11 protein-coding genes are annotated in these 13,631 nt (G+C 52.0%); all 11 read left to right on the forward strand.

The features are described 5' to 3' along the window. Positions 1 to 181 precede the first annotated feature (181 nt). Positions 182 to 1,114, forward strand: a complete 933-nt coding sequence (locus tag GYMC10_RS09030) for an ABC transporter permease (protein ID WP_009590847.1) — start codon at positions 182 to 184, stop codon at positions 1,112 to 1,114. Positions 1,115 to 1,116: 2 nt separating this feature from the next. Continuing rightward, positions 1,117 to 2,067, forward strand: a complete 951-nt coding sequence (locus GYMC10_RS09035) for an ABC transporter permease (RefSeq protein ID WP_009590830.1) — start codon at positions 1,117 to 1,119, stop codon at positions 2,065 to 2,067. Positions 2,068 to 2,080: 13 nt separating this feature from the next. After that, positions 2,081 to 3,076 carry an ABC transporter ATP-binding protein gene (locus tag GYMC10_RS09040; RefSeq protein ID WP_009590828.1) on the forward strand — a complete coding sequence of 332 codons (996 nt, stop codon included), beginning with the start codon at positions 2,081 to 2,083 and terminating at the stop codon, positions 3,074 to 3,076. After that, entirely contained in the window at positions 3,073 to 4,011 is a 939-nt protein-coding gene (locus GYMC10_RS09045; RefSeq protein ID WP_009590843.1) for an ABC transporter ATP-binding protein, read from the forward strand. Before GYMC10_RS09040 ends, GYMC10_RS09045 begins: the two co-directional genes overlap by 4 nt. Before the next feature lie 188 nt (positions 4,012 to 4,199). After that, positions 4,200 to 5,831 carry a bacillithiol biosynthesis cysteine-adding enzyme BshC gene (gene bshC, locus GYMC10_RS09050; protein ID WP_015734227.1) on the forward strand — a complete coding sequence of 544 codons (1,632 nt, stop codon included), beginning with the start codon at positions 4,200 to 4,202 and terminating at the stop codon, positions 5,829 to 5,831. A gap of 40 nt (positions 5,832 to 5,871) precedes the next feature. Next, positions 5,872 to 7,140, forward strand: coding sequence for an adenosylhomocysteinase (locus GYMC10_RS09055; protein ID WP_015734228.1), 1,269 nt, complete (start codon positions 5,872 to 5,874; stop codon positions 7,138 to 7,140). A 207-nt stretch (positions 7,141 to 7,347) separates the two neighbouring features. Beyond that, a complete protein-coding gene (mraZ, locus tag GYMC10_RS09060; RefSeq protein WP_009590832.1) occupies positions 7,348 to 7,785 on the forward strand; it encodes a division/cell wall cluster transcriptional repressor MraZ in 438 nt (145 codons plus the stop codon). A 79-nt stretch (positions 7,786 to 7,864) separates the two neighbouring features. Further along, positions 7,865 to 8,818: a 16S rRNA (cytosine(1402)-N(4))-methyltransferase RsmH gene (rsmH, locus tag GYMC10_RS09065; RefSeq protein ID WP_015734229.1), complete on the forward strand. Its 954-nt coding sequence runs from the start codon at positions 7,865 to 7,867 to the stop codon at positions 8,816 to 8,818. A 33-nt stretch (positions 8,819 to 8,851) separates the two neighbouring features. Then, entirely contained in the window at positions 8,852 to 9,265 is a 414-nt protein-coding gene (locus tag GYMC10_RS09070) for a hypothetical protein (RefSeq protein ID WP_015734230.1), read from the forward strand. A gap of 18 nt (positions 9,266 to 9,283) precedes the next feature. After that, positions 9,284 to 11,590 carry a penicillin-binding transpeptidase domain-containing protein gene (locus GYMC10_RS09075; protein ID WP_015734231.1) on the forward strand — a complete coding sequence of 769 codons (2,307 nt, stop codon included), beginning with the start codon at positions 9,284 to 9,286 and terminating at the stop codon, positions 11,588 to 11,590. An 86-nt stretch (positions 11,591 to 11,676) separates the two neighbouring features. Beyond that, the gene (locus tag GYMC10_RS09080) at positions 11,677 to 13,620 is read left to right on the forward strand and encodes a stage V sporulation protein D (RefSeq protein ID WP_015734232.1); all 1,944 of its coding nucleotides are present in this window, start codon (positions 11,677 to 11,679) and stop codon (positions 13,618 to 13,620) included. Positions 13,621 to 13,631 lie beyond the last annotated feature (11 nt).

The raw sequence follows: 13,631 nt of genomic DNA on the forward strand, positions 1-13,631 counted from the left end.
ACGTTTCGGGATATATATGTGGGGCATTCTAAACCTCATATATATCCCGATTTTTTATATGAGCGCAAGGTTTCCAAATCTTGTGTCCGTTGGGGAAAGTTAAGGGATGCCCAATCCGTCCTGGAATTATACAATTATAGAGACGGCTTGGTTTAGAAGAACTGATCAGGAGGCTAGCGAAATGCTGAGGTATGTGGCGAGTAAGTTTTTTTATATGCTTGTATCGTTATTCATACTGATCTCAGCCACTTTTTTTCTTATGAAAGCCATACCGGGCGATCCGTTTATGGGAGAGAAAAAGCCATCGCCTGAAATTCTGGCGAGGCTGATGGAGCAGTATGATTTGGATAAACCGGTATTTCAGCAGTATACGAAATACTTGGGCAATATCATCCAGGGTGACTTTGGCTTGTCCATGAAGAAACAGGGACAATCCGTAACAGATATTATTGTAGACACGTTTGGCCCGTCACTACGTTTGGGTCTTATCGCGATTGTGGTATCCGTCATCGTGGGCGTCCTGCTGGGGATGCTTGCAGCCTTGTATCACCGCAAGCTGATTGACAACATCGCCATGATTATCTCGGTTCTGGGCATCGCGGTACCGAGTTTTGTGCTCGCGTCCTTGTTGCAATTCGTTCTCGCGGAGAAAGCAGGCATATTCAACGTCATGGGCTTTGAGGGACCGCTGGACTACGTGCTTCCGGTCATGGCGCTGTCTGCACAACCGATTGCATTTATCGCTCGTTTGACAAGGTCCAGCATGCTGGAAGTTTTGCATTCGGATTATATCAAGACGGCGAAGGCCAAAGGCCTTAACTGGTTTGCGATTATGTTCCGTCATGTTATCCGTAACGGTATTTTGCCGGTCGTGACTTATGTCGGTCCAATGACAGCGAACATTATCACGGGTTCGGTCGTCATTGAACAGATTTTCGGTATCGGCGGCATAGGCAAGCAGTTTGTTGAAAGTATCACGAACCGTGATTATACCGTCATCATGGGAATTACGATTTTCTACGGCATCCTGCTGATGCTGGCTCGTTTTGTCACGGACATCGTGTATGTATTTGTGGATCCACGCATTAAATTGACCGGCGGGAAGGAGAGGTAGACATGGAGAAAGAACAGCGTATGCCTCATCCTGCGGCACTAAACTTGAAGCCTGAAGATTTTCAGAAGATTGGTCCTGATGAGAAGCAATCCGAGGTAATACAGCGTGAAAGCTTGTCTTCCTGGAGAGATTCCTGGGAGAGATTGCGCAAGAACAAGCTGGCAATGACAGGCTTGATTATAATGATCCTGATTGTCATCATGGCCATCATCGGCCCGATGATCTCTAAATATGATTATGAAACGAATGATTTGATGAATACGAATATGCCGCCTTCATCAGAACATTGGTTTGGAACCGACGATCTGGGCCGCGACGTCTTTGTTCGTACCTGGATGGGAGCTCGGATATCCTTGACCGTTGGTCTTGCAGCAGCTGCGATTGACTTGATGATTGGCGTAATATATGGCGGCATCATGGGTTATTTCGGTGGCCGCGTCGATGAGTTCATGAATAAATTTGCGGAAATTTTGTATTCCATTCCGTACCTGCTCGTTACGATCTTGCTGTTGGTTGTATTCGAGCCAAGTTTAGGCACGATCATACTCGCCTTAACCATTACGGGGTGGATTAACATGTCCTGGATCGTGCGGGGCGAAATCATGCAGCTGAAGAGCAGAGAGTATGTGCTCGCTTCACGCTCGATGGGTGCGGGAACTGCGCGCCTGCTGTTCCGGCATTTGATTCCGAATGCGATGGGGCCGATCATCGTTACCTTGACCTTGTCGGTTCCAAGCGCAATCTTTGCCGAGGCTTTCCTGAGTTTCCTTGGTCTTGGCGTTCAAGCACCGGTTGCATCATGGGGCTCCATGATTAATGATGCCTTGTCCGGATGGATGTATTATCCATGGCGGATGTTGTTCCCTGCTCTATTTATCAGCTTGACGATGTTGGCATTTAACATTTTCGGTGATGGATTGCGTGACGCGCTGGATCCGAAATTGAAAAAATAGGAGGTGGGAAGGTATGGAACCGATCTTGCAGGTGAAGGACCTCAACGTATCGTTTCGTGTTCGCGGCGGTGAAGTAAAGGCAGTCCGCGGCATGAATTTTGAAGTCGGCAAGGGGGAGACGGTTGCCATCGTCGGTGAGTCCGGAAGCGGTAAAAGTGTTACCGCCCAGACCATTATGCGATTGATTCCGTCCCCGCCCTCAGAAATAAAAAAAGGAGAGGTCATTTTCCAAGGACAAGACCTTCTCAAAAAAACGAACAAACAGATGGAAGCGATTCGCGGCAAGGATATCGGGATGATCTTCCAGGATCCGATGACTTCGCTCAATCCAACCATTAAAATAGGAAAACAAATCACGGAAGTGCTGGTCAAGCACCAAGGGATGTCATTCTCGGAAGCCAAGAAACATGCCATCGAAATGCTGAAGCTGGTGGGCATCAAAAACGCGGAAGAGCGCTTCAACCAGTATCCGCATGAATTCTCCGGCGGTATGCGCCAGCGCGCGATGATCGCGATCGCCCTTGCATGTAAGCCGACCCTGCTGATCGCGGATGAACCGACGACTGCCCTTGACGTTACCATTCAGGCGCAGATTATGGACGTGATGAAGGAAATGCAGGAGCGTTTGGGCACATCCATCATTCTGATTACGCATGATCTCGGAGTGGTTGCCGGCATGTGCGACCGCGTGATCGTCATGTATGCGGGCGAAGTGGTGGAAACGGGAACGAAATGGGAGATTTTTAAAAATCCGCAGCATCCTTATACCAAAGGCTTGCTTCGTTCCATGCCGCGCCTGGATCAGAAGAAGGACGAGCCGCTGATCCCGATCATCGGTACGCCTCCCGATCTCATTAAGCCGCCGGTAGGCTGCCCGTTTGCTGCTCGCTGTGATGAGGCTATGCGAATTTGCGAACGGGTCGACCCGGGCGCAACGGAATTCAGCGACACGCACATCGCGCGCTGCTGGAATCTGCACCCGATGGCGAAGGAGGCGCAGGGTTCATGAAGGATAACCATTTAATTGAGGTAAAAGGCCTGAAGAAGTATTTCAACGTTGGCAAAGGTCAAGTGCTTAAAGCGGTTGACGACCTGAACTTCTTCATTCGCGAAGGCGAAACGCTTGGTATGGTGGGTGAGTCCGGCTGCGGCAAGTCAACCGCAGGACGGACGATTCTTCGCCTCTATGAACCTACGGCCGGGAGCGTTAATTTTAACGGAACGGACATTTACAAGCTGTCCCCTGGCAAGATGAAAGCGATGCGCCGCGATATGCAGATGATTTTCCAGGATCCGTATGCCTCGCTGAATCCAAGATTCACGGTGTCGGACATTATCGGCGAAGCCTTGGATATTCATGGAATGGCAGGCAGCCGCGCCGAACGCAAGAAGCGGATTGAGGAGCTGCTGGATATGGTCGGCTTGAACAGCGACCACGCGACGCGTTACCCTCACGAATTCTCGGGGGGGCAGCGTCAACGGATCGGAATTGCCCGCGCCCTTGCGGTAAACCCTAAATTCATCATTTGTGACGAGCCGATCTCGGCGCTTGACGTTTCGATTCAGGCGCAGGTTGTCAATTTGTTGAAAGATCTGCAGGATCGGCTTGGTTTAACTTATCTCTTCATTGCGCATGACCTGTCCATGGTTAAGCATATCAGCGACCGGGTAGCGGTGATGTATCTGGGCAAAATGGTGGAGCTGGCAGACAGTGAGGAACTGTATGCGAACCCGATCCATCCGTACACGAAAACCCTGCTGTCCGCGATTCCGATTCCGGATCCTGAAATTGAGGCAAACAAAAAGCGCCTCAAGCTGGAAGACGATTCGCAGGGGCCGATTTCGGCAGCCAAAGGCGAAGACGGAACGGTTCAGCTGGACGTGAAGGATTCGGAGCTGGTCGAAGTGTCCAAAGGACACTGGGTTGCCAAAGCCTACGCTTAAGTCATCCATACCTGCTAATAGGAAGCTGCTTCAAGAATAGCCGCTGGCATCGTGCCGGCGGCTATTCTTTTCCTTTGACGCACAATGCCAACATTCGGTACAATCAAGAAAGGCAAAAAATAAAGAAATAAATTTACCTGCATGCACAATCTAGATTTGGTTGCGACGTAGAATAGGAGGCATACCTCATGAATATCGTTCCGGAACCATTATCCCTCGCTTCGCGTCTCGCCCATGATTATATTCACCATTTCGACCGGGTAAGCGGGTTCTACGGTGAAGATCACCGCGGCGAGCACGGCTATGCCGAGCGGGTACAATGGCTGGATCTTTCGGAAGACAAACGAATTCAGCGCAAATCGCTGGCAGCATGTCTTCGAACGTATAACCAGAAACACAATGATCACCCCGCCGTACATAAATCACTTCAACTGCTGGAACAGCCCGGAACTGTTACCATGGTTGGTGGACAGCAAAGCGGTTTGTTTACCGGCCCCCTGCTTGTCATATATAAAGCCATCACCGTGATTCAGGCTGCCCGCGAAGCGGAGGAACGCTTGAATCGTCCCGTTGTGCCTGTATTTTGGATCGCCGGAGAGGACCATGACTGGGATGAAGTCAATCACACGTATTTCCTGACTCCGGATCAGCAGCTGTCCAAAATCAAGCTGGATGCCAAGGACGGGCTCAGGACATCGGTGAGTTATACCGATGTTCCTGAAGAGGACTGGTCGATGATGCTGGCAGAGCTTCAGACGCAGCTGGCGGACAGCGAATACAAGGCAGACCTGCTGAAGCTTGCGTCTCAATCGTTTGACGGCTCGGCCGGATTAAGCGAGGCATTTGCTAAACTCATCGGCTCCATGTTCGGCAAATATGGACTGATCCTCCTGGATTCCGCAGACCCGGGACTTCGGGCGCTGGAAGTGCCCATATTCGAATCGCTGATTACCCGCAACGAGACACTGGGACTTTCGTACCAGCAGGCTGCAAGGGATATCGACGGACTGGGATACGAGGTCCAGGCCGACGTATCCGAGAACGGGGCCAATCTGTTCTACTTGCATGAAGGCAGACGCCTGCTGCTGTACCGGGGAGGAGGCGTGTTCTCCGACCGCAAGGGCATCGTTTCTCTCACGGAGGAAGAATTGCTTCAGGATTTGCATCAGTTTCCTGAGCGCTTCAGCAATAACGTGCTGACCCGGCCGATCATGCAGGACTCGCTGCTCCCCGTGCTGGGGACGATACTCGGTCCTGGCGAAATCTCTTACTGGGCGATTACGCGCTATGCATTTGCCGATATGGGCTTGCAGATGCCGCTAATCATCCCGAGAATGTCTTTCTCCATTGTGGACGGTGCCGTCCACAAGCTGATGGAGAAATACGGATTGTCTTTCGAGGATGTTCAGCTTCGCTTGTCCGAGAAGCGCGAGGCTTGGCTGGCAAGCAAGGACGAACTGAATCTGGAGGAACGCTTCAGCGAAACCCGGAAGCAATTCGAAGCATTATATCAACCTTTAATAGAAGATCTTGGCAAAATGCAGAGCGGACTGTTAAAATTAGGTCTAACCAACAAAGATAAAATATTGGAGCAGATGGATTACCTGTTAAGTAAATCCCGGAATGCCCTGGAACAGCAGCATGAGGCCGCCTTGGCACAATGGAAGCGCATCGAACAGACGCTGCTCCCGGAAGGGAAGCCTCAGGAGCGGGTATACAACATACTGGAATACATGAATCGTTACGGATTGAATCTGGTGGATCGCCTGATGGAAATCCCATACGATGCTTCGGGCATGCACCGCGTCGTTTACGTATAATGATCAGGAATTCAAACATCAGATCCTAGGAGGCTGTTAAATGAGCTCATCATCAATACAAACCAGCAATATTGCCGACCTGAAACTGGCACCGGAAGGTCATCTCAAAATTGATTGGGTGCAGGCGCACATGCCGGTATTGAACCGGGTACGCGAACAATTCGAGAAAGAACAACCGTTCAAAGGCTTGAAAGTGGCCATCTCGCTGCATCTGGAAGCGAAGACCGCGTATCTGGCGAAGGTCGTCCAAGCCGGCGGAGCCGAAGTGACGATTACCGGCAGCAATCCGCTGTCGACGCAGGATGATGTATGCGCGGCGTTGGTGGAAGACGGAATCACGGTGTTTGCCAAGTACAACCCGGATCCGGAGGAATACAAGCAGCACCTCATCTCAACGCTGGAAACGAGACCGGATCTGATCATCGACGATGGCGGGGATCTCGTAACGATCCTTCACTCCGAGCGCACGGATCTGCTAGAAGGAGTGCGAGGCGGTGCCGAAGAGACAACGACGGGCATTCTGCGCCTGAAATCGCTGGAGAAAGAAGGCGCTCTGAAATTCCCGATGGTTGCCGTGAACGACGCGTACTGCAAGTACTTATTCGATAACCGTTACGGTACGGGGCAATCGGTCTGGGACGGAATTAACCGAACCACCAACCTGGTGGTTGCAGGTAAGACGGTCGTTGTCGTAGGCTACGGCTGGTGCGGAAAAGGCGTGGCGATGCGCGCCAAGGGTCTCGGCGCCAACGTCATTGTGACCGAGATTGATCCGATCAAGGCGGTTGAGGCGTACATGGACGGCTTCCACGTTATGCCGATGCGCGAAGCGGCTAAACGGGGAGACTTTTTCGTAACCGTCACGGGCAACCGCGACGTCATTAGCGGAGAAGACTTTGATGTCATGAAGGATGGCGCCATTTTGTCCAATGCCGGGCACTTCGATGTGGAAGTCAACAAACCGGATCTGTCGGAGCGATCCCAGTCGGTTCGGACGGTTCGTCGCAATATCGAAGAATACCATTTGAAGGACGGCCGTAAGATCTATTTGCTTGCTGAAGGCCGTTTGGTGAATCTGGCGGCAGGGGACGGACATCCGGCAGAAATCATGGATATGACGTTTGCGCTTCAGGCCTTGTCGCTCAAACACGTGAATGATCAGTACCAGAGCATCGGCAACCGCGTCGTGAATGTTCCGTACGAGCTGGATCAACAGGTTGCATTATATAAACTGGAAAGTCTAGGTATCCATATCGACAGCCTGAGCGCTGAGCAGAAATCCTACTTGGACAGCTGGGCCCAGCATTAAACCGCAGCAGCTTCAGATCATTTGCAGACCTCCTTTCCATCCCCCGGCGGGATGAAAGGAGGTTTTTTGCGCGGTTGTTCTGAGAGAAAGTTCCAAAAAAACAAATGCAGCTCAGAAGGGATTTGATTCTTGACGCCGAATCTATTATCCTAAAGTGGTGGAAAGTGGTGCAAAGTGGGGAATCGGGGTTAAGGAGTGGAATGCCTGATGTTTATGGGGGAGTTTCAGCATAGCATCGACGATAAGGGGAGAATCATCATCCCCGCTAAATTTCGCGACCTCTTGGGCACCTCGTTTATCGTAACCCGCGGTTTGGACAATTGCCTCTTTGTATACCCCAAAGATGAATGGGCCATCATGGAGCAGAAGCTCAAATCCCTACCCCTCATGAAGTCGGATGCACGCGCATTCACCCGGTTTTTTTTCTCCGGAGCGACGGAATGTGAATGGGATAAACAGGGAAGGGTAAATTTGCCGGGCAATTTGCGCGAGTTCGCCAAGCTCGAGAAGGAATGCGTCGTCATCGGCGTATCGAGCCGCGTGGAGATCTGGAGCAAGGAGCAATGGCAGAATTACTATCAGCAGTCGGAGGAAGCGTTCAACGACATTGCTGAGAAGCTGGTAGACTTTGATTTTGACTTATGACCAGCTAAGAAAATCCCGTAATCGAAATGGACAAGTTACACTAAAAATCATGTAAGAGACACAATGGAGGGCTGCAGCTTTGTTCCATCACATCACAGTGCTTAAGCAAGAAGCGACAGAAGGGCTGCGCATCAAACCAGACGGTATATATGTTGACTGTACGCTCGGGGGGGCGGGGCACAGCTCGCTCATTGCTTCCCAACTAAGTTCGGAAGGCCGGTTGATCGCTTTGGATCAGGACGACTGGGCATTGAATAACGCCCGGGAGGCCATGAAGCCTTATGCGGACCGGATCAGCCTCGTTAAGACCAATTTTCGCGATTTGGAGGAGGTGCTCCGACGCGAAGTGGGGGCTGGCGAGAACGGGCAGCCGCAAGTTGACGGTATACTGTTCGATTTGGGCGTATCTTCTCCGCAATTTGATGAAGGGGAGAGAGGGTTTAGCTACAATCATGATGCCCCGCTGGATATGCGGATGGATCAATCCGCCGAGCTTACAGCAGCCAAGATTGTAAACGAATGGCCGGAACAGGAAATCGCGCGGATATTGTACCAATACGGCGAAGAGAAGTTTTCAAGGCGGATTGCCAAGGTCATCGTTGAAAGAAGGGCACAGAGTCCTATTCAGACAACCGGAGAGCTTGTCGAAATGATTAAGGAAGGGATACCGGCCGCGGCTCGAAGAACAGGCGGCCACCCGGCGAAGCGAAGCTTTCAAGCATTTCGCATCGCGGTAAACGATGAGCTGGGCGCTTTCGAGGATGCGCTTCATCAAGCCGTAAGATGTCTAGCACCGGGAGGAAGGATCTCGGTGATTACCTTCCACTCGCTCGAAGACCGGATATGCAAGCAGATTTTTAACAGTTACATTCCCAAGTGCACGTGCCCTCCAGACTTTCCGATGTGCGTATGCGGAGGCGGCCAAGGCGATCTGAAACTGGTAAACCGTAAACCGCTTATCCCGTCGGCGGAAGAAATTGAGAGTAATCCAAGGGCGCGTTCGGCGAAGCTGCGGATTGCGGAGAAACTGTAGAAACATCAAATCCATGAAGAAGGAGAATCAGCCATGGCTTACACGCGCGGCAATTTAGCCGTACAGGAGAGACAGAAGGAAACGCAGCAGTCCGCTTATCTCGAGAAGACCAAAGTCGTTAAACGTCGTTCCCAGCTTCCGCAAAAAGAAAAGCTGCTGTATTTGTTGTCCGTGGTGTTCGTGGTTGCCGTCATGGGCGTCATCGGCATGAGTCATGTTCATTCCTATGACCTGAACCGGCAGATCCAGGCGACGGAGAACAAGATATTGGATGCGAAGCGGAATATCAATCAACTTCAGGTAGAGAAGCAAACGCTGGAGATGCAGGTATTGGACAAGGCGAAAGAGCTCGGTTATGTGCCGATTGAGGACGATAACACGATCCATCTATCACCTGTCTCGGGATCAACCGGGACACAGGATTCAGACTCGGGACAAAATGATTGAAGTGTGAGGTTTTGACCGATGATAAAAAAAATCAAACTGCGTACCGTGCTAATAGGGGGATGTATAACCCTCTTTTTTGCTTTATTGATTGGTCGGGTGTTTTGGCTGCAGGTGATCGATAACGACTTCTGGAAGGCCGAAGCTTTGAAGAAGTGGTCCAGAACCCAAGATTTGCCGGCCTCCCGCGGTACGATCATGGACCGGGACGGCGACATCCTGGCCATGGACGCCCCTGCCTTCACGGTCATTGTAAACCCTGCGGTCATCCAGGCTAACGGCTTGGAGAACGAGGTCGTTAAAGGGCTGCACGAAACTCTCGGCAAGGATGAGGACAAGCTTCGTGAAATGGTTCAAGCTAAAGGCAAGGATGGGGAATACCTCAAGGGCGTGGAAGTCCGCAACGAAGGATGGAAGATCAGCCAGGAGAAAATGGAAGAGGTCAAAGTGTTCAGCGAAAGCTTGAATGATCGATTGAAGGCCGCAGGCAAAGTTCCCGATTCGGGCATCGGCTTTCAACGCGAGCAAAAACGCTTCTATCCCAAAGAGACATTGGCTGCACATATGCTGGGTTATACCGATCGTCAAGGACAGGGGATCGGAGGCATTGAGCAATACTATGACGAGATGCTGAAGGGGACCGACGGATTCGCTTCTTACAAGAGCGACAAGAAGGGAGTCAAGCTGCCCAGCGAGGATGAATTATACCAGCCTGCAATAAATGGGAAAAATTTAGTACTGACGACCGACGATACAATCCAGTATTATATCGAGGAAGCGATGCGCGACACGTATAACCAATATAAACCAATCAGCATGACGGTGATCGCGGCGGATCCGAACACGATGGAAATACTGGGGATGGCCAACATGCCGACTTTTGATCCCAATACATATTCGAAATGGAATCAAAAGAATTTTATCAATCATGCCGTGCGGTCCATCTATGAGCCGGGATCGACCTTCAAAATTGTAACCCTGGCCAGCGCAGTGCAGGAAAAGCTGTTTAACCCGGGTGCTATTTATCAATCCGGTTCCATAAGGGCGGGGGGAAGAACCCACCGGGACATAAACAGCGTAGGGTGGGGACCGATCACCTACCTGGAAGGCGTGAAAAAGTCGAGTAACGTTGCTTTTGTTAAACTCGGATACGAGATGCTCGGCAAGGAGCGGTTTACCAATTATATTCGGGAGTTCGGGTTTACCGAGAAAACGAATATTGACCTGCCGGGGGAAATTCTCGGTACCTTGAACATGACCTATGATTCCGATATTTCAACCATGACCTATGGTTACGCCGTATCGGTAACGCCTATACAACAGATTGCGGCCATTTCCGCCGTTGCCAACGGCGGCAAGCTCATGGAGCCGCATATGGTGAAGGAGATCGAGGACCCCAACACGGGCGAGGTTCAGAAAATCGAGCCGAAAGTCGTGCGCCAGGTCATATCTCCCGAAGCCGCAAGAGAAACAGGGACTTACCTTGAGCAAGTTGTAGCCGACCAATTAAACGGCACAGGCAAGCTTGCGTATATCGACGGCTACCGCGTTGCGGGCAAAACCGGTACCGCCATTAAATCCGGCGGCGGATATAAAGACCGTTCGAAACAGGTGGTTTCGTTCATCGGGTACGCACCCGTCGAAAATCCGAAGATTGCCGTGCTGGTCATTATCGACGAGCCGAACGTGGAGAAGGGCGGCGGCGCGCTGGCGGCACCGATCTTCAAGGAAATCGTCTCCAAGACCTTGAATTATTGGGGCGTTCCCAAAACGACTGAAACTCAGGATAAAGAAAAATCGAATCCGGGAACGGCGCCGAAGGATGCCCTTAAAGCACCGGACTTTACGGGAATGAAGCTCAGCGAAGTAAAGGCCAAGCTGTTGAAGGACGGGGTTGCGTTTGAGACATTGGGCAATGGAAGCACCGTGAAGGAGCAGTATCCGCCCGCAAATTCGATCATTAACGTTGGACAGCGCATTTATCTTCTTACAGAGGACAGCCCATCGATGAAAATCCCGAATTTAGAGGGAGAATCGCTTAGGGATGCCATGGAGGTGCTCACCTTGATGAAAGTAAAGGTGAACGTTCAGGGCGAGGGTTTCGTTGTATCGCAATTGGAAGCCAAAGAGAATGGCCAGCGGATCGTGCAATTAACGCTGAAATCGGCTCAAGAGCTGATAACGGGCAGTAGCGGTTCCGATGAAACCTCCTCCGCTGGCAGCGCAAATGCGAACGGGGAAGAAACCGGCGACAATGAGACTGAAGGAACCGCCGATAACGAAGCCGAAGCAACCGACCAAGGACAAGGCGATACCGAGGGGGAATAGCTTGTTCTAACCCGGGTTTGTCCCGAATACTCATGTGAAGAACGCATATCATGAGCTTTCGGGTTCAAACAGGGAGGGAAGCTTAGGTGAAAGTATCCAAGGTATCGCAGCGGAGAAGGCTGCTCTGGAGCCTGCTGCTGCTGCTCCTGCTGTTCTCTGCGCTGATCATTAGACTGGCCTATGTGCAGATCGGGAAAGGCGCGGAGTTGTCGGCAAAGGCGGAGGATCTCTGGCGCCGCGACATTCCGTTCGCGGCACAGCGGGGTGAAATTCTGGACCGTAACGGAACCGCATTGGTTACGAATATAACGACACCGACCATTTGGGCGATTCCTGTACAAATCAAAGATCCGGACCATACAGCCGAGACGTTGGCCGGGCTGATCAGCATGGACAAGGCCGATATCAAGAAGATCATTACGAAACGTTCCAGGTTGGAACGGATAAATCCCGGTGGACGAAAAATTACGATGGAGCTGGCTCAGGAAATTCGTGATTTGAAGCTGCCGGGTATCGTTGTTGCTGAGGATAACAAACGGTATTATCCCTACGGCGATCTCGCGGCCCATATTTTGGGGTTTACGGGAGCCTACAGCCAGGGACTCACCGGCCTGGAAGCCATGCATGACGACAAGCTGAAGGGCTTCGAAGGCGGAATATCCTATTTGTCCGATGCGGGCGGAAGAATCATGCCGGGCTCCTCGGAGAAATACGTAGAGCCCCGCGACGGTCTGAATCTGGAGCTGACAATCGATAAATCGATCCAGTCCATCATGGAGCGGGAGCTTGACCAGGCCATGGTGAAGTACCAGGCGAATGGAGCATGGTCGATTGCCATGAATCCGAAGACGGGCGAGATTTTGGCGATGGCCAGCAGGCCGGGGTACTCCCCTGCCAACTATCAGGAATTTTCAGCGGAGACATACAATCGCAACTTGCCGATCTGGATGACCTATGAGCCGGGCTCGACGTTCAAGATTATTACGCTTGCCGCTGCCCTCGAAGAGGACAAGGTCGATCTGAAGAACGACCATTTCTTCGACAGCGGGGCGGTAGAGGTCGGCGGAGCCAGGCTGCGCTGCTGGAAGAAAGGCGGCCATGGCAGTCAAACCTTCATGGAGGTTGTGCAGAACTCCTGCAACCCGGGCTTTGTGGCATTGGGCCAGAAGCTGGGCAAGGAAAGCCTGTTCCAGTATATCCGGGATTTCGGCTTTGGTGCGAAGACGGGCATCGATTTGAACGGGGAAGAGAACGGCATTCTGTTCAAACTCGATAACGTTGGCCCTGTCGAGCTGGCCACAACGGCGTTTGGCCAAGGCGTATCGGTTACGCCGATCCAGCAGGTTGCGGCCGTGTCCGCCGCCATTAACGGCGGTAAGCTGTTCAAGCCGCACGTCGCCAAGGCTTGGGTCAATCCGGAGACGGGCGAGACGGTGGAGGAAATCAAACCGGAGCTCGTCAGACAAGTAATCTCGGAGGAAACCTCCAAGCAAGTGCGCGAGGCACTCGAAAGCGTCGTCGCCAAAGGAACCGGACGTCCGGCCTTCATCGACGGCTATCGTGTGGGAGGGAAGACCGGTACCGCCCAGAAGGTGATTAACGGCCGTTACTCGTCAACCGAGCATATCGTCTCCTTCATCGGATTCGCGCCGGCCGATGATCCGGAAATCGTGGTGTACACGGCGGTGGATAACCCGAAAGGCATACAGTTCGGCGGCGTCGTGGCAGCCCCGATCGTGCAGAATATCCTGGAGGATGCGCTGCACTATATGAACGTCCCGCCGCGCAAAGATCAGCTTGCCCGCGAATACAAGTACGGCGAGACGCCGACCGTGACCGTACCGAACCTGGTCGGTGCAACCGTTCAGGATCTGTATGAGGACTTGAATATGAACTTCATGCTGGCCAAGTCCGGAACCGGCAATACGGTAATTTCCCAGGCGCCGAAGCCGGGAAGCCGGGTGGAGCGAGGGTCCACCATTCGGATTTACATGGGCGAAGACCCGGGGGAATCCAAGCACGAACACTAAGGCATCATCCG

It is taken from the genome of Paenibacillus sp. Y412MC10, from assembly GCF_000024685.1.
GTDB classification, from domain to species: Bacteria; Bacillota; Bacilli; order Paenibacillales; family Paenibacillaceae; genus Paenibacillus_AQ; species Paenibacillus_AQ lautus_A.